The 18,226-nt window shown below is 44.9% G+C and carries 14 protein-coding genes; 7 read left to right on the top strand and 7 right to left on the bottom strand.

The genetic code is table 11. From position 1 onward, the window contains the following. A partial coding sequence (locus AB4496_RS04050) for a beta-ketoacyl synthase N-terminal-like domain-containing protein (protein WP_372130613.1) occupies positions 1 to 3,833 on the bottom strand: 3,833 nt, incomplete at its 3' end. Further along, positions 3,833 to 4,024, bottom strand: coding sequence for a hypothetical protein (locus AB4496_RS04055; RefSeq protein ID WP_083784101.1), 192 nt, complete (start codon positions 4,022 to 4,024; stop codon positions 3,833 to 3,835). The genes AB4496_RS04055 and AB4496_RS04050, both read right to left, overlap by 1 nt. Positions 4,025 to 4,551: 527 nt before the next feature. Here AB4496_RS04055 and AB4496_RS04060 point away from each other — a divergent pair. Then, on the top strand, positions 4,552 to 5,385 hold the full coding sequence (locus AB4496_RS04060) for a 4'-phosphopantetheinyl transferase superfamily protein (protein ID WP_009847293.1): 834 nt from the start codon (positions 4,552 to 4,554) through the stop codon (positions 5,383 to 5,385). A gap of 30 nt (positions 5,386 to 5,415) precedes the next feature. On the opposite strand, the gene AB4496_RS04065 is transcribed toward AB4496_RS04060, so the two are convergent. Beyond that, on the bottom strand, positions 5,416 to 5,823 hold the full coding sequence (locus tag AB4496_RS04065; protein ID WP_009847292.1) for a thioesterase family protein: 408 nt from the start codon (positions 5,821 to 5,823) through the stop codon (positions 5,416 to 5,418). Positions 5,824 to 6,169: 346 nt separating this feature from the next. Between AB4496_RS04065 and AB4496_RS04070 the strand changes: the two genes are divergently transcribed. The 3 genes from AB4496_RS04070 (at position 6,170) to AB4496_RS04080 (ending at position 9,350) form a co-directional block, all read left to right on the top strand. Further along, positions 6,170 to 7,165, top strand: a complete 996-nt coding sequence (locus AB4496_RS04070; protein WP_009847291.1) for a TRAP transporter substrate-binding protein — start codon at positions 6,170 to 6,172, stop codon at positions 7,163 to 7,165. 65 nt (positions 7,166 to 7,230) lie between these two features. Beyond that, positions 7,231 to 7,986, top strand: coding sequence for a TRAP transporter small permease (locus AB4496_RS04075; RefSeq protein WP_009847290.1), 756 nt, complete (start codon positions 7,231 to 7,233; stop codon positions 7,984 to 7,986). Between the two features lie 2 nt (positions 7,987 to 7,988). After that, positions 7,989 to 9,350, top strand: coding sequence for a TRAP transporter large permease (locus tag AB4496_RS04080; protein WP_009847289.1), 1,362 nt, complete (start codon positions 7,989 to 7,991; stop codon positions 9,348 to 9,350). A gap of 32 nt (positions 9,351 to 9,382) precedes the next feature. Here AB4496_RS04080 and AB4496_RS04085 read toward each other — a convergent pair whose 3' ends face one another. Both AB4496_RS04085 and norR read right to left on the bottom strand, forming a co-directional pair. Continuing rightward, on the bottom strand, positions 9,383 to 9,556 hold the full coding sequence (locus AB4496_RS04085) for a hypothetical protein (RefSeq protein WP_009847288.1): 174 nt from the start codon (positions 9,554 to 9,556) through the stop codon (positions 9,383 to 9,385). A gap of 77 nt (positions 9,557 to 9,633) precedes the next feature. After that, the gene (norR, locus tag AB4496_RS04090) at positions 9,634 to 11,133 is read right to left on the bottom strand and encodes a nitric oxide reductase transcriptional regulator NorR (protein WP_372130615.1); all 1,500 of its coding nucleotides are present in this window, start codon (positions 11,131 to 11,133) and stop codon (positions 9,634 to 9,636) included. Between the two features lie 349 nt (positions 11,134 to 11,482). Between norR and hmpA the strand changes: the two genes are divergently transcribed. Continuing rightward, complete coding sequence (gene hmpA / locus AB4496_RS04095) at positions 11,483 to 12,679, top strand: NO-inducible flavohemoprotein (protein WP_102258325.1); 1,197 nt, start codon at positions 11,483 to 11,485, stop codon at positions 12,677 to 12,679. A 159-nt stretch (positions 12,680 to 12,838) separates the two neighbouring features. On the opposite strand, the gene AB4496_RS04100 is transcribed toward hmpA, so the two are convergent. Together AB4496_RS04100 and clcA are read right to left on the bottom strand one after the other, a co-directional pair. Next, positions 12,839 to 13,819, bottom strand: coding sequence for a TDT family transporter (locus AB4496_RS04100; RefSeq protein WP_029222915.1), 981 nt, complete (start codon positions 13,817 to 13,819; stop codon positions 12,839 to 12,841). A gap of 301 nt (positions 13,820 to 14,120) precedes the next feature. Continuing rightward, positions 14,121 to 15,527: a H(+)/Cl(-) exchange transporter ClcA gene (gene clcA / locus AB4496_RS04105; protein ID WP_029225590.1), complete on the bottom strand. Its 1,407-nt coding sequence runs from the start codon at positions 15,525 to 15,527 to the stop codon at positions 14,121 to 14,123. A 540-nt stretch (positions 15,528 to 16,067) separates the two neighbouring features. Here clcA and AB4496_RS04110 point away from each other — a divergent pair. Together AB4496_RS04110 and AB4496_RS04115 are read left to right on the top strand one after the other, a co-directional pair. Further along, positions 16,068 to 17,051, top strand: a complete 984-nt coding sequence (locus tag AB4496_RS04110) for a GTP-binding protein (protein ID WP_102258326.1) — start codon at positions 16,068 to 16,070, stop codon at positions 17,049 to 17,051. Positions 17,052 to 17,233: 182 nt separating this feature from the next. After that, positions 17,234 to 18,226: DEAD/DEAH box helicase (locus AB4496_RS04115; RefSeq protein ID WP_372130617.1), on the top strand; the 993-nt coding region annotated here is incomplete at its 3' end.

The raw sequence follows: 18,226 nt of genomic DNA on the forward strand, positions 1-18,226 counted from the left end.
CCAAGGTCTGCTTCCATGTCCATTTCTAGATCAAGCATCTCCGTTGGGTAACCCGTTTTCTCGGCAACGACTTCTAGCATCACTTTTTCAGCGTCGGCTGTTTGTACTGCTACTGGTGCAGCCACAGGAGCTGGTTGCGCTTTAACTGGCACAGGTTGAGCTGCAACAGGCGCTGCCGCTTGAGCCGCTACTTGTGGTGCAGGAACGGCTTTCTGTACTGGCGTAACTTGAACAGACTGAGCTTGAACTGGCGCGGCTTGTACAGGAGTCGCTTGTACTTGAGCTACAGGCTGTTGGACGGTAGCTGCTGGAGTCGTTGGAGTAGCTGTAGCTTGAATCACTGGCTGAACATTTACTGGCGCAACGAAGGTTTGTTGTGCCGTTTGTGCTGAACCTTGCGTTAGCATATTAAGTGCTGAGTTGTTGCTGTGCGCTTGCATTTCTAGGTAATGAGCGTGCGCTTTTAGCGTTTCAGCTTGGTGCTGGTGGAACATTTCCATAGAACGTTGCAGGTTCTCAGGAATTGCTACGCCTGCTGTTGCCATTTTCGCTTGCTCAGACATTAAGGTGTTGAACGTGTCACCGTATTGCTGAGGAATCGCCAAGAATTGCTGATGTACTTCTGCTGCTTGTTGTTGAGCATTGAAGAACGACTGCAATGAAGACTCATCTACCGTTACTTGAGCTGTTGGCTGACTAGTCGCTGGGGCTGTTTGAACCACTTGAGGCTGCTGAGCTGTTGTTGCTACTTGTGCGCTTGGTGCTGGAGCAGCTGACTGTTGTACATTTGAAGCTTGAGGAGCAGCCACAGGTACTTCAACGATTTCTGTTTTAATCACTTCTTTTTCCACGATTTTCTCGACTTCAACTTTCACTTCAACAATCTCAGTCTTTTCGGTGACGTTGCCCGAAGCCAATGATTGATCCATTTTCTTACGAGTAGCAGGGCTGATGTAGTTGGTTGCATTCAGCTTGATGTTCATTGGTGATGCCTTCGCAGGTTCAGCAATGTCAGCTTGGTAAGGGTCAATGTTGTCTAATGAAATACCTGCCACGCACAGTTGAACCGCAGCTAAGCGAAGCTGTTGGTCACTGTCGCCTTTAGGGCTTGGGTTGATGCTGATTGCGTAAAGCTCTTCGTTCTTATCAGCCAATGTTTTCTCAACCAGCTTTTGAAGAATGTTTTTCGGACCGAACTCAACGAATACGCGCGCGCCTGCTTCATACATCGCTTCAATTTGCTCGCTGAAACGAACCGATTGCAGCATGTGTTGCTTGAACGCTTTCTTGATCGCTTTAGCGTCTTTGCTGTGCAGTTTGCCCGTTGCGTTCGAGTAAAGCGGCAGCGTTGGAGCGCTGAATGAAGCTTTATCAATTGCAGAAGCAAATGGTTTTTGAGCGTGAGCAACAAGCGGTGTGTGGAAAGCACCAGACACTGGCAGAGCAATCGCTTTGAAGCCTTGTTCTGTTAGCGCTTGTGCTGCTTGTTGAACCGTTGCAGTTGGACCTGCAATAACCAGTTGAGTCGGAGCGTTGTAGTTGGCAATGCTCACGCCTTCGAATTGGCTGATGCAGCTTTCAACGGCTGGAAGTTTGTCTGCGTCTAGGATGACCGCAAACATCGTACCGCTGTCACCTTGTTCTGGTGTTGCAGCCATCGCATCGCCACGAGCGAAAGCTAGCTGGTAGTAATCGTCTTGCGAGATAACACCCGATGCACATAACGCGCTTAGCTCACCAAAGCTGTGGCCTGCGACCATGTCTGCTTTGAAGCCAGCTTGAGTCATGATGTCGAACTGACCCATAGACACAGTACCAATCGCACTTTGAGCATTGGCCGTGTTGGTTAACACCGCTTCTTGAGCTTTGGTTGCTTCTGGTGTGAAGGTTGGAATTGGGAACAGAATTTGCGACAGAGCTGTTTTCTTGTGCTGACCAAATACTTGATCCGCTTGAGCAAGCTGTTGGCGCATTTCAGGGTAGTGACATGCAAGCTCGCGACCCATGTTTAGGTATTGCGAACCTTGACCTGCAAACAGAGCTGCTACTTTACCCGCACCATTTTCTGCAATCAGTGCCGACTCACGGTAGCTAGCACCGTTTGGCATCTGCCAATGTGTTTTGGTTTGGCTCTCAAGCATAGAAATCGCTTGAGTCAGTTGCGCTTGCAGGTCTGCTTGGTCAGTGACAACTAAACCAAGACGAGCGTGCTTAGCGTCTACTTCGCGTAGAGCGTGCTGCTCAGCAAGCGCTTCCAGTTTGAACGCGGCGTCTGCAGCTTGAGTTGAAACTTGTTTTAGCTCATTGATCAATGCTTGACGAGATTCTGCGCTGAATAACAGAGTTTGCGGTACTTGGCGCTGACGGTATTTATCACCGCGAGCGTGCTCTGGCGTGTACTCTTCCAATACAACGTGGAAGTTAGTGCCACCAAAACCGAATGAGCTGATACCTGCACGGCGTGGTGTGCCGTCGACACGTTTCATCCAAGGACGCGTTTGTGTATTTAGGTAGAACGGTGAGTTCTCGATATCCAACTTAGGATTCGGAGCCGATACGTTAATCGTTGGCGGCAGTACTTTGTGGTGCAGTGCTAATGCAGCTTTGATTAAACCGGCAGTACCCGCGGTTGATTTAGTGTGACCAATTTGAGATTTCACAGAGCCTAACGCAATGTGTTGCTTCTCTTCGTTGTTCTCACTGAATACTGAGTTTAAGCCACCAAATTCAGCAACATCACCCGCAGCAGTACCAGTACCGTGCGCTTCTAGTAAGCCAAGCGTGTGCGGTGCAAAACCTGCATCATCGTAAGCACGTTTCAGTGCTTTAGCTTGCCCTTCAGGGCGAGGCGCGTAAATACTCTTGAACTTACCATCCGACGAAGAACCCACACCTTTAATTACCGAGTAGATTCTGTCGCCGTCACGCTCTGCATCTTCAAGACGCTTAAGAGCAACCATGCCGATGCCTTCACCAATCATCATGCCTTTTGAATCGATGTCGAAAGGTTGAATGGTTTCGTTTGTAGTGAATGCTGGGGTTTTAGAGAAGCTCATGTACATGGTTGGTGAGTTATCAGTACACACACCACCAGTGATCATCATTTCACTGCGGCCTTCAACCAGCTCACTCAGAGCCATACGCATTGCAGCCAGAGAACCAGCACATGCAGCGTCTACTACACAGTTGATGCCACCAAGGTCAAAGCGGTTAGCAATACGACCTGAAATTACGTTACCCAATGAACCAGGGAACGAGTTCTCTTCCCAGTGGATGTATTGGTCTTGGAACTTTTTGATCAGCATTTCGCTGTCTTCGTCGTTGATGCCACTGCTCTTGAAGACTTTTTTCAAAACAGGGTATTGAAGACGAGCATTCAGGCTTTGAGCAATCTTCTGACCACCGCCTACACCAAGCGTAATACCGATCTTGTCGCGATCGTAACCTTCAGGCAGTTTGGCATCTTCAAGTACTTCTTTTGCCACGATCAGAGAAAGTAGCTGTGACGTATCCGTCAGTTCAAGGATATTTGGCGGAAGGCCGAACTCCATAGGGTTGAAGTCAACTTCTGGGATGAAACCACCGCGCTTACAGTAAGATTTGTCTGGCGTGGTACGATCTGAATCGTAGTAATCTTCTGGACGCCAGTGTGTATCAGGCACTTCGGTAATTGCATCGATCTTTTCGCTGATCAAATCCCAAAACTTGTTTAAGTAACGAGAGTTCGCAAACATGCTTGCCATTCCAACGATAGCAATAGGCATGTCTTTAAGACGTTTATTAAGTCGAGTGTCGTCGACTGATTCCGGTGTGTTTTTTTCGGGTTGGCTCATTATGAGTCTCCACTAGAAATCACAGAAAGTGATGTCGTGTTTTGAGGCTGCGCTTTTAAAGCTATAGAAAGAAAATCTGAAACAGACTTAGGGAAGCGCAGCTGAAAATTCAGGTTGCTGAGTGGCGGCAACCAGATAGAAATTAGTTTTACGAAGTGCGTTGACTTACGAGAGTAGGGGAGGTGTTTCATGCGCGACGGTGGCATTCAAATGTTGAGGCGATGTCCATTAAAATCCTGTTCAAAGTCTGACTAAACGACAAGTCGGTATCCGCAAAGAAAACGTGTGAATTTGTTTAATGGTTGAGCAGGCTACCCGAGGTGAGTGGCCGATACAATGCTCCCAGAGGCCACTATGATCTGTTCAGACCAGATGATTTTGCTGAACTTTTGTTTTTTGTATTTTTAATGGAATTAACTTATTGATAATTAATGGATATGGGTGGTTTTTTAGTGTTTATACTCTATTTCTTGACTTGGTGGGATCTATGTCAGATTTTTGTAAGTAACATTTAATAGATGCCTGTTCTGTAAGGTGGAGTGTGATCTGTGTTTTAATTTGTTATTATTTTAAAAGTTAGTTTTAAGTCCCTATATGAAGGGTGTTTCCCTCCCGTATTCTCTAGGTTCCACTTAATTTATAGGTGAGTTAAATTTGTTCGATTGGGTTGTTCCAATCGTGTTTTGAAGAGTGATTTATAGAAGTGAGTTCGAGTTAAATGAAAACTCCCGTTGTTGATTTGTGGCTATGTTCTCTGAGTAATTTAAATGACCAGCCAAACAATGTATCGCAGCTCAAAAAGAGACTGACAGCCGATGAGATTGCCAAAGTTGAGCGTTATCGAATGCCCTCATCTCAGATTCAAGCTTTGTATGTACGAAATTATCTGAGAAAGGTGCTGTCTAGCTATTCTGATTTGATGCCTGAAGCGTGGCGCTTTGAATATGGTGAGAAAGGGAAGCCGAGATTAATAGAGAAACAACAAATAGAAACCGGCCTGAATTTCAATATCAGTCATAGCAAAGAACATTTGTTGATTGCAGTTTGCCAGAGAAAAGGGAAGCAAGTTCAATTGGGTGTTGATATTGAACACGCAAGAAGTTCGACCAATATCGACTCGATCATGAAGCACTACTTTTCAGATAAAGAATTGGCGGATTTACTTGAGCTCAGCAAAGAAGAACACAGAGAGCGTTTTTTCGATCTGTGGGCGTTGAAAGAGTCGTACATCAAAGCGACGGGGAAGGGGCTAGCCACATCGTTGCGAAGCTTTTCGTTCGATTTCTCCAATCTGACGGAGCAAACATTGCCAATTCACGCTTCGGATTTTCAACCAAACTTGCAGGATGAAATTAGATTGTATCGCGAAATCAGGCTAGATAGCGGGATTGGGTTGGATTTGGATTCTTATCAACAAGACGATATTTCTACAGATTGGCAATGTTGCTTGGGTCGATTAGATGACCAGTATCGTTTCGCCGTGACTCTTGGTGGGAATTTGCTACCCATGCAGATAGAGATGAGAACCTTTTCGTCGTCTCATCTCCTTTAAGCGAGTTTGGTGAGGTGAGGTAAGATGAGGTTAACTCGTTTCGCCAAGCATCGCTTTTAAGACTTCAGCAGGCACTGGCTGAAGTTGTTTGTCTTTATCTAAACAGACCATTTCGATATCACCAATCACTGCGGGTTTGGTTGCATCTTTACGCCACACTTCTTGTCGCCATAGCGTTTTGTATTTGCCATCGAGTTCAAAAGAGGTGCGGATGTCGCAGATCTCAGCGAACTCAACCCCATCTTGAAAAGTCATGTTGGCTTTATATACCGCAAAACCTAATCCATGTTCATTCCACAATGTTGCCAGTTTATCGCTACCCAAGACATGTTCGCGTGCACGCTCAAAGTACTTTAGAAAGTTAGGGTGATAAACCACACCTGAGTGATCGGTATCTTCATAGTAAATTTGTACTGGGTGATGGTAGATCTGGCTCATTGATATCAACTCTTATTAAGTAGCGTTGTAGTAAATCTGACTAAGTTGTGCAGCACTCTACAGGATAGGTCGAAATTACTTCAAGGTATCATCGGCAATCGAGCTTTTGGTCAGACCTCATTTATCACCGATGCTTTGGTCAGCTTCCACCCATTTACAAATATTCTATGTGTCACTTTCCACCCATTGATTTTTGCAGCGAGTTAGTGACTGCTGCAGGCAGATATCATGAAGCCTTACGGTTAAAGGGTTGTTAATGATTTGTGTCAATGTGGCGCGCTAATTGCCTTAGTGAAAGCACGCAGTTCCCATTGAAGGGCTGCTTTGTTTACTAAGGAGAATAATAATGTTTAAGCCTCTTACCCTGCTGTCTGTATCTGCTCTGGTGCTCACAAGTTTTAATGCTGCTGCAAACTGTGACCCAGGTGAAATCGTGATTAAATTCAGTCATGTAACCAATACCGATAAGCACCCGAAAGGCATTGCCGCTTCTTTACTGGAAGAGCGAGTAAACACGGAAATGAATGGCAAAGCTTGTATGCAAGTTTTCCCTAACTCAACACTCTACGATGATAATAAAGTACTGGAAGCCCTGTTAAATGGTGATGTTCAAATGGCGGCTCCTTCGCTGTCTAAATTTGAGAAGTTCACTAAGAAATACCGCATTTTTGACCTTCCTTTCCTATTTGAAGACGTAGAAGCTGTTGACCGTTTCCAAAACTCAGAGTCTGGCGAAAAGCTGAAGAACGCGATGAAGCGTCGTGGCCTTCAAGGCCTAGCGTTTTGGCACAATGGCATGAAACAGATGTCAGCAAACAAACCTCTTATCAATCCTGAAGACGCGGAAGGCTTGAAATTCCGTGTTCAAGCATCAGACGTATTGGTTGCTCAGTTTGAACAGCTAGGTGCTAACCCACAGAAGATGTCTTTCAAAGAAGTATACGGTGGCCTACAGACTAAGGTTATCGATGGCCAAGAGAACACATGGTCAAACATCTACGGTAAGAAGTTCTTTGAAGTACAAGACGGCGTGACAGAAACTAACCACGGTATTCTTGATTACCTCGTAGTAACGTCGAACGACTTCTGGAAAGACCTACCTGAAGATGTACGTACGCAACTTGGCACAATCGTTCAAGAAGTGTCTGAGACTCGTAACGCAGAATCTTCAAAAGTTAACCTAGCGAACAAAAACAACATCATCGAAGCGGGTGGTGAAGTTCGTACGCTTACGCCTGAACAGCGTGAAGCATGGGTAACTGCGCTTCAACCAGTATGGAAGAAGTTTGAAAAAGACATCGGTTCAGATCTTATCGATGCAGCGTTAGCTTCAAACCAATAACACCGCTAAGGGAGTGGCGTGAATTTCGCCACTCCTCATTAAAATAACTATAAGCGGAGTCAATTATGGATAATCCTCAAATGGAACAGCCAAATTCTAGCGAATCAGCACTGGAAACCTCTTTTTTTTCCAAAGTCGGAAGAGTTACGGATGTGATTGAAGAGTCATTAATCGCATTTTTCCTTGGCGCAATGACGCTACTTACTTTTGCCAATGTGGTATTTCGATACGCATTCAATGGCAATATCTTATGGGCACTAGAACTGACGGTGTTCATGTTCGCTTGGATGGTGTTAGTGGGCGCATCTTATGGCGTTAAAAAACACTTCCACATTGGTGTTGATGTGATCATCAACCTTGCCCCAGAAAAGCTACGCAAAGTGTATGCGTTAATCGCCGTCACAAGCTGCCTAGCATTCTCAATCTTACTTCTTATAGGTTCTTGGAATTACTGGTACCCGTTCGCGACTGAGCGCGCTTGGTACGAGACCGATGATATTCCAATGCCAGAGATGCTTCAGTTCCTTGCCGACTGGATGAATGAAGGCGAGCGATACGAGAAACTGCCACGTTTTATTCCTTACATGGCACTGCCTATTGGTATGGCAATGCTGACGTTCCGTTTTGCCCAAGTTGCTTACCAAGTAGTCACAGGCAAGCTTGATCGCATGATAGCGGGGCATGAAGCCGAAGAAGAGCTGGATGCATTGAAAGCTGATGTGTTAGCGGGTTCTGATGAAGACGCGACAGCGGTATTGGATTCGACTAAGCAAAACAAGGCGAACGAGTCGGGTACAAAATCTAACGGTAAGGAAGACTAATCATGGCAATGTTATTTCTATTTTTAATGGTAATTGCTTTCATGTTGGTCGGTGTACCAATTGCGATTTCCCTTGGTTTATCGAGCGTCATATTCTTGTTGATGCACTCTGATGCGTCACTAGCTTCGGTTGCACAAACGCTGTTTAATGCATTTGCAGGCCACTACACACTCTTAGCGATCCCTTTCTTTATCTTGGCCTCTAGCTTTATGTCTACTGGTGGTGTGGCGAAACGTATTATCCGTTTTGCTATTGCAATGGTGGGTTGGTTCCGCGGCGGTTTAGCAATGGCATCGGTTGTGGCGTGTATGATGTTCGCAGCGTTATCTGGGTCGTCTCCAGCAACGGTAGTGGCAATCGGTAGTATTGTTATCGCTGGTATGATCAAAAACGGCTACACAAAAGAGTTCGCGGCAGGGGTTATCTGTAACGCGGGTACGTTGGGTATCTTGATTCCACCATCCATCGTTATGGTGGTTTACGCTGCGGCGACGGATGTATCTGTCGGTCGTATGTTCTTAGGCGGTGTGATTCCTGGCCTGTTGGCGGGCGTGATGTTGATGATAGCTATCTACATTGCAGCACGTATTAAGAAAATTCCTGCACAACCATTTGTAGGCTGGGGTGAGATGTTCGCAGCCGCGAAGGATGCGAGCTGGGGCTTGTTGCTGATTGTTATCATTTTAGGTGGTATCTACGGCGGTATCTTTACTCCGACAGAAGCGGCGGCTGTTGCAGCGGTTTACGCGTTCTTCATTGCCAACTTTATCTACAAAGATATGGGGCCGTTTGCGGAGAAGAAAAATACAAAGCCTGCTTTGGTGAAAGTGTTCCAAACGTTTTTCCATAAAGACACCAAAGACACGCTCTATGATGCGGGCAAGCTGACCATCATGTTGCTGTTTATCATTGCCAATGCTCTGATTCTTAAGCATGTACTGACAGAAGAACGTATTCCTCAGATGATCACGGAATCGATGTTGTCTGCAGGTTTAGGGCCGATCACCTTCTTGATTGTGGTGAACGTTCTACTCTTGATTGGTGGGCAGTTCATGGAGCCATCAGGCTTGCTGATCATCGTTGCGCCGTTGGTATTCCCAATTGCAATTGCACTGGGTATCGACCCTATTCACCTAGGTATCATGATGGTTGTGAACATGGAGATAGGGATGATAACACCGCCTGTGGGGCTCAACTTGTTTGTGACCGCAGGGGTTGCCAAGATGTCGATGATGAACGTAGTAAAAGCCGCACTGCCATGGGTTGGCGTGATGTTCTTATTTCTGATTATCGTAACCTACGTACCTTGGGTATCAACATGGTTACCGACTACCTTGATGGGGCCGGAGATCATCACGAAATAGATAGTGAAATCATAGCGAAGTGATGGGGAGGGTTAAACCTCCTCATCAATGATTTTTCCATATCGAGAGCTAGATTCAATCGGATCATACAGCGCTCTTTTTGCCTCTAATTCTGGAGTGTCTAAGTTGACATGATTGTCAGTATAAAAAATACCGTCAATTTCAAACGTATCGGTGATCGAGGGAACTTTTGTTTTCTCACCCATAATGATCTCCTTACCACCTTGGTTGCATAACATCCTGTTGTGAAATAAGTATAGGTGATCTTGCTCCCAAATTTAATTTAGTTTTCGCTCTGTCGGTATGACTCTTTAACTAGTTGGTGTTTTTGCATTTTATCGTAGAGGGTTTTACGTGGAAGTTGCAGTCTATCCATAGTCTGTTTAATGCTGCCATTACACTCAATAAGCGCTTGTTTTAACGTGTTTTTCTCAAATTCAGACACCAGTTCTGCCAAAGACAGTTCTTGAGTGACTTGATTGGTGTTGTCTGATAAGTGAGAAAGCTTACCTAAAAGTACAAACCGCTCAGCTGTATTACGCAATTCTCGTACATTTCCCGGCCAATCATGGGCTAAAAGCGCGTGCAGCTCCTTTTGGGGAAGTGCTGGTGCTGTCTTGCCATAACGTGCAGCAGCGACCAGTAAGAAGTGGTGGAAGAGTGCAGGGATGTCTTCTTGACGGCTTCTTAACGGCGGTAAATCTAGGGTCACAACGTTGAGTCGATAATAGAGGTCTTGGCGGAAAACGCCTTCTTCAGCCGCCTTCTTTAGGTCGACTTTGGTTGCAGCGATTACTCGAATATCGAGAGGCACTAAACCGTTTGAGCCAACCCTTTCAATAACGCGCTCTTGTAAGACGCGCAACAGGCGAATTTGTGCCTGCATCGGCATGGACTCAATTTCATCTAAGAATAGCGTGCCGCCATCGGCTAGAGCAAACTTACCTAAGCGGTTTTTGTCTGCACCAGTAAACGCGCCACGAACGTGACCAAATAGTTCACTCTCTACCAAGTTCTCAGGAATAGCTGCACAGTTGACATAGACGAGTGGGTTACGTTTACGCTGCGATTGGTGATGCAGGGTTCGAGCAACGAGCTCTTTACCAACACCTGTATCACCATGAATCAGAATATTAAATTCAGAGGGTGCGACAACCGCGATATCGTTTTTAAGCGCGACCATGGTGTCACTATTACCAATCAATTCGCCGCCGTCACGTTCCCACGCTTCAACATTCAGCTCTTCCAGTAATTGCTTTGACTGTTTTGCTTGATGTTCAAGTTGCGAGAAAGTCATCGCCATTTGCATCGTAGAGGCAGCAATAGCAGCGAGAACTTCTAGGTTCCGAGCAGGAATATTCGCGAAGACATCAGGTTTTAGGCTGTCGAGGGTTAGTACCCCTAACAATTTGTCACCAAAAAGAAGAGGCAAACCCATACAGGCATGCATAGGCAAATCGCCGTCGTGGTCGATCAGTAAGCCATCGAAAGGATCAGGCAATGAGCTATCCGCATCAAAACGAACTGGAGAACGCGATGCACAAATCGCATCAAAACGTGGATGTTCTGAAATAATAAAGCGGCGACCGAATGTATCTCGACTGAGCCCTTGCATTGCGATGGGTACTAGCGTGTCGCCTTGAAGGCTTAAAAGTGCGACACAATCACACGTTATGGTTTTACGAATGGCATCGATTAAGCGATTGAAACGGTCTTGATCGTTCACACCGCTGGCTAAACCAATGGTCATTTCCATGAGAGTGGATGCTGAGATATCTTGCATAAAGGGCTCATACTGTTTGTATTTTTATACATGGTAGAGTCTTTATGACATAAAAAAAAGGTCTTTTTGACTAAAGTTTGAAGAGGGTTTTTGAAGGAATGCTAGGCACAACAAGCTTTCGCATGTTGGCACCGTTTGTGCAGTGTGTCCATTGCGTGTTGTCTATATGACTGAATAACTGACCTATCATTGATTTGAATCAATTAATGCGAATTTATCAGTCCACGTAATTCTCATAAAAATAGTAGCCAAAGAGCTCATTGAGAAAGAATTAATATAAAGTCATCTTTAAATAAAATTAGTCAATTTGACATGAAAGGTCAAAAGACTAAGTGTTCGGAGTAAATCAATGCTAAACAATCTACATATCAACATCATCAAATCGACGATTCCTCTTTTAGAAAGCGCAGGCCCTGCTTTAACTCAACACTTCTATCAACGCATGTTCACGCATAACCCTGAATTGAAAGATATCTTCAATATGACTCATCAAAGAACAGGTCGCCAAGGTGTTGCACTGTTTGAAGCTATCGCAGCTTATGCAAAGAACATCGAAAATCTAGCAGCGTTAACCTCAGCGGTTGAGCGTATTGCACAGAAACACACAAGCTTTAATATTCAACCAGACCATTACCAAATCGTTGGTCTTCACCTAATTGAAACACTGCGTGAATTAGCTGCTGATGCATTCACCCCAGAAGTAGAAGAAGCGTGGACTGCGGCTTACCTATTCTTAGCGCAAGTATTCATCGACCGTGAAGCTGAACTTTACCTACAGCGCAAGCAAGCTGTTGGTGGTTGGGAAGCTGCACGTGCATTCGTAATTGCAGATAAAATTGAAGAATCAGCATTAGTAACAAGCTTCATCCTACAACCAAAAGATGGCGGTGACGTTCTGGATTATACGCCAGGACAATATATTGGTATCGAAGTGAAACCTGAAGGTGCTCAGTACAGCGAGATCCGTCAATACTCACTATCAGACAAGCCAAACGGCAAGCAGTACCGAATTTCTGTGAAACGTGAAGCCCAAGGTCAAGAAACTCAAGGCGTAGTATCTAATCACATGCACGATACTGTTGCTGTCGGTGATGAAGTTAGCCTATATGCCCCAGCGGGTGACTTCATGTATCAAGAGCGTAGCAAGCCAGTAACGCTTATCTCTGCTGGCGTGGGTGTAACACCAATGCAATCAATGCTTGAGTTCTTAAACAACCAGCAGAAAAACGAACCTGTACTGTACCTTCACGCTTGTGAAAACGTAGGTCAACACTCTTTCACGACTCGCGTTAAAGATATTGTTGCCGATAAAGGTTGGGAAGCGAAAACGTGGTACATGAACAAAGGAGAGTCTGCGTGTGAGAACACACATGAAGGTCAAATGGATCTAGCGTCTATCTCCGATACTAAAGGCTTTGAAGAGAGTGATTTCTATATCTGTGGCCCTGTTGGTTTCATGAAAAACATCGTAGAGCAGTTAGACGCACTTAAAGTAGATCGCTCACGCGTACACTACGAAGTCTTTGGCCCTCACGCTAATTTCTAATAGCTCTCGACAGTTCTATTAACACTCGCCTGAACTATTGACACCTTGCCTATTCAAAGGCCTCACATTGTGAGGCCTTTTTTCGTTTGGTTTGTCCAGCGAGAGACAATTGGATATTGGAGTAGGGGGTGATCAAGGTAAGATCTTCTGGCGTTCGTTTTAAGAACGCTTAACCTTTTTGGACATGTAATCAGAATCAAAAAACTCAGGCCAGTACATTTTCACATAACCGCCTGCCACCCAAATCACTAGGATGGTCGCGATGGTTAATTCAAAGAAGCCGAATTTATGCAGCCAATACCATTGTGGGTATTCAGCACCGAAAAATGTGGTTAAGCGGTGCATAGCAATGGCGCTGATCACGGACGGGAAGGTGACGGCTGCAATCGAAGGTTGGAACTTAAGACGCATTAGACGGATGTAACATAAGTAAATCAATAGAGTCATGGTGATAGCAATGCCAGCCAATGCTCCTGTCAGAATCGGATCTGGGTTGTCGAAGTTCACCAAGTAAGCGGCTAAAGATAAGTTAACCGGAGCCGCCATGATTGCGAGTGTTGGTCTTGCTCGACGTGGCAGGTTTCCTTCGAATACCAAGCGGTACAACACCACTGGCAGCATTAGGAAATAGATACCGATACAAGTGGCCGCCAGTGTCTCTGAAAAAACGGTGTGTCCAAACTGTGTACCTGCTAAGGAACTGCTGATTAACCCCACGGGATACAGGAACCAACTCGGCACAATGTTCGACATTTTGAAATTGAGGATCTGGAAACTAAAGAACAACACCATCATGGTAAAATGCAACAACAACGCGCAGAACCAGACTGGATAGGCGATTATTGGAGATATCTCGGCGAGATAGTCACATAGAATCAATAACGCCATGCTCATCGGCGCCATTAAGCTTCCGCTAAGTGGATGGCGAATGTCATTGATAAAAGTATCAAAACTTGTGAGATAACGAAGTAAAACGGGCAGCAATAACAGTGCGCCAAACGCAGCAAGGTAAGGACGAATGAGCTCACCAACCCCTGGAAGATATAATGCCCAAGCTTGCCCCAGCCCTATAACGCCAAGTGCTAAAGACGCCTGAGATGGTGGAACATTCTTTACTTGGGTTAATCTTCTCCAGTTCAACGACTTGCTCCACTCAGTTAAATGTAGAACGTATACTCTAATCAAAACGTTCAGTCATGCTCACAATCGGTGTTGTTAGGCATGTAAATAATTTCGTGGATAATAGCAAGTTTAACGTTTGCTTTTAAGGTTTTGATTCGAAATTGATATATAAAGCGCGATGAAAGTGTTTTTGATTTTCTTGAGTGTTCTATAAATATTGAGCTTGGTTTGCTTATTGTATTAGTGGAATTTGATTGTATTAGTGGAACTTAACGAGTTACGTTTAAGTCCCACATTTGAACTGACGTTTTCAATGCAATTAACGAACTTCCTCTTGCTGAGGGAGATCTTGCTGTCTTAGTTTCTCGTTTTTCAGCGTGCGGTTAAGTAGTTGGCTGTAAATTGGCTGACCACCTAACATCTGAGCAATGATTACCGCGCCTAAGCAGGTGATGATCAACGGTAAGATGAGGTAGTAGTTATTGGTCATTTCAATAACCAACAGTATGCCAGTGATAGGCGCTCGCACAGTGGCGGCAAATAAGGCGCCCATGCCGGCAATCGCAAACATACCCGGCTCTATGTTCAGTTCAGGGAAGAATGCCGCCGCGATAAGCCCAAATGCGTATCCAAAGAGTGTTCCTAGAGCAAGCATTGGTGCAAAGATACCACCCGGTGCACCAGAGCCGAAACAAAGTAGCGTGGTGAGCACGCGCCCTAAGAAGATTAACAGCAGCACGTTTGCGCTGTAGTTGCCATTAGTGATATTCGGGATGATACCAATACCACCGCCAGTCAACTCCGGTATATAGAGCAGCAATAAGCCAAAGCAACCGCCCAATAGGGAACCTGTCATTAAGTAGCGTTTACGGTCATTCTTGTGTATTGCCACAAACAGGTCTTGCGAAAGTGTAATTAGCTTATTGAAAATCACACCAAACAGGCCGAACAATACACCTAACAACAAGAATAGCCACAGAGCATCCAGTTCAGGCGGTTGGTATTGAGGCATTGTGATAACGGCAGATTGGCCATTGATCGAACGAAATACAATATTGGCTGAAACCGCCGAGATGATGACGGCTTTGATTGAAATGAGTGAGTAGCGAAACTGCGGTCTCATCTCCTCGACTACAAACATGATTCCGGCGAGTGGTGCATTGAATGCCGCGGCCAAACCACCTGCGGCACCCGAAGCCAATAGTGAATGTCGGGCGTCGTCATCTTTGACTCGAAAGATATCGGTGACCATGCGACCAATACTGCCGCCCATTTGAACGGTTGGTCCTTCTCGACCTAAAACCATACCAGAGCCTAATGCGCCCATACCGCCAAAGAATTTTACTGGCAATACTCTCCACCATCGAACAGGGCGCATACCGTCCATCGCCCCTTCAATTTCAGGGATGCCTGAGCCTGCAGCCTCTGGAGCGAAACGGTGAACAAGGAAGTAACCAATAAAGGCAAATGCAGCACTAATAAGGAAAGCGGCGAGCCAAAGAGGTAAATAGCTACCAATCTCATCTTTAAGCCAATCGGTACGAGTTTCGGTGATGAAATGAACCGCGACTTCGAAATAGGTACCCACCACGCCAGCAAGTACACCTACAATACAAGAAAGAAAGAGAACGGAAGCGGGTGTCTTATCTCTTGAGAGAAATTGATTAATAGCATCCCTTGGCATTTTGGCTAATAAGGATTGCTTAATTTTCTCTCTTCTGGTCATTGAGATAAGGCTCCTGAATGGGTTAAGGCGGGACTGCAATAAATTATACGCGTCCTCTTCATATCCTATAGCAGCAAAGATGAAAAGTTGAATTTCATTTATGGAATGTACGTGTTACATAAATGGAATATATGGGCAATAGTGGAATCCTCGTCACAATTTTGATCGATTCTCAGATGGCACCTTGAATATCCCTAAAAATGAACCATAGTTAAATCGTAAAGCAACATAACAAACCGCAAGGAGACGTGAGGTTTTACACACAATTTGGATGGATTCAGATACAAAGTTTTAGTTTCTCGTTAATTGTTCAGGTCGATATTTAAGGCTTCCTGATTCGCGAACTCACGATTGAGTAACGAGAGTGAGGCGTACTGATAAGTACGCCTTTAGTTCGTCTGGAGCATTTATTTTTCTTCGTTCCCCCCTTTCTAGTGACACTCATACAACTTCTGGCTTAAATCATTCTCCGTACATACAAGCGATTGGGGTCAATTTCTCCGTGATTGTGTATATACTCCTTAAAAAAGGAGAACTGATATGATCAAAAAAGTTCCTACAAACATAATTACGGGTTTTCTAGGTGTCGGTAAGACGACCGCTATTTTGAACCTTCTAAAAAATAAACCTGAGAATGAAAACTGGGCTGTCCTAGTTAATGAGTTCGGCGAAATCGGCATTGATGGCGCATTGATGACGGATCAAGGTGCTTTGATTAAAGAAGTACCGGGTGGCTGCATGTGCTGTACTGCTGGTGTGCCTATGTCGGTAGGTATTAATGCCTTACTGCGCCAAAAACCGGACCGTTTATTGATTGAGCCGACAGGGCTTGGTCACCCTAAACAAGTGATTGCGACACTGACTTCCGATCAGTACACGCCTTATGTTGATTTAAAAGCGACGCTTGGTTTGGTTGACCCTCGAAATCTTTCTAATGAAAAGTACACCTTGAATCAGAATTTTAATGATCAACTGGACAGTGCTGATGTGATTCTTGGTACTAAGGTTGACCTTGTTCATTCTGAAGACATCGATGTGTTCAATGATTGGGTGACGGATCAAACGCCAGCAAAAGTCTTCCATAAGCTAATTCACGATGGTGAAGTGCCATTGGAAGTGTTGGACATTGAAAGAGTATACGGTAGTGCTTCCTCTCATATTGAAGCGCATCATCACGATCACGCTGAGCAAGAGCCTCAATTCCAACTTCCTCCCGGTGAAGCTTTCATCCGTAAAGAGAATAAAGGGCAGGGCTACTTTAGTTGTGGCTGGTTGTTTGGCGCAGAGCATAAGTTTGATTTTGATGCGCTGTTTTCAATGCTGTCGGATCTAACGGCTGAGCGTGTAAAAGCCGTAGTGAACACCGACCAAGGTTGCTACGCATTCAATGTGGCGAATCAAGTGGTGTCAGTGAATGAAATTTCCCTTGATGGCTTTGAGTCTCGTCTTGAAGTGATCGACTCGCAGTTAATGCCGTGGAGCGATCTCGAGCAGATTCTACTCAAGCTGTGTGGCATCAAATAGCCCTGTTTTTGCTGTTTGAACCAAGGATCTTGGTGTTTACCTCGTTGAAGGCGGGATAAACACCAGATTAAATGAGAAAGTTTGCGTTATATCACGATAAATGTGAGATAAATCACTCTAATTACTTTATAGTGCTCGGCTGAAATAAGAATGTAGGCTGTCTGCTTAAGGAACCCGTAACAATGTCATTTTCCTCTCAAGGTTTTGCTCCTGAATTAGTCAAAGCGTTGACTGAGTGTGGTTATGAAAAACTCACTCCAATTCAACAAAAAGCGATTCCAATGGCTCGTAAAGGCCATGATATTTTTGCTACTGCTCAAACCGGTACGGGTAAAACAGCGGCATTTTCATTGCCTGTTATCCAACACCTTTTGAACAGCGGCAAAAAGGCTTCTAGAGGAACGGCTCGCGGCCTTATTCTTGCTCCAACTCGTGAGCTTGCTGCGCAGATCGCTCAAAACATTAAAGACTACGTTAAATACACTGAACTAAGCGTTTCAGCGGTTTACGGTGGTAACAAAATGTCTTCACAAGTTCGTCAATTAGAGCTGGGTGTGGATATTTTGGTTGCAACACCTGGACGTTTAGAAGAGCACTTAGAAGCGGGTAACGTGTCTATCGCAAACCTAGAATTTCTAGTATTTGATGAAGCTGACCGTATCCTTGATATGGGCTTCATTAATGCCGTTCGTAAGATCATGCTAGATGTAGAAACATCACCGCAAATCATGATGTTCTCTGCAACGACTTCTACTCAGTTAAACCAACTGTCTGTTGATATTCTACGTAAACCAAAACGTATCAGTGTTGAGCGCGAAAACTCAACGGCTTCTACTGTTGGTCACGTGGTTTACCCTGTGGATCAAGAGCGTAAAACAGAACTGCTTTCTGAGCTGATTGGCCGTAAAAACTGGCGCCAAGTGCTTGTGTTCGTGAACTACAAAGAAACAGCGAATGACGTTGTTAAAGAGCTTAAATTAGACGGCATTAAAGCGGTACTTTGTCACGGTGATAAAGCACAAAGCGCTCGTCGTCGTGCTTTGGATGACTTCAAAGAAGGCAGAGCACGTGTGATGGTAGCAACCGACGTTGCAGCTCGTGGTCTTGATATCGAAGACTTACCACATGTAATTAACTACGACATGCCTTTCCTAGCGGAAGATTACGTTCACCGT

The organism is Vibrio sp. 10N.222.46.A1 (genome assembly GCF_041473595.1).
Classification (GTDB): domain Bacteria; phylum Pseudomonadota; class Gammaproteobacteria; order Enterobacterales; family Vibrionaceae; genus Vibrio; species Vibrio tasmaniensis_A.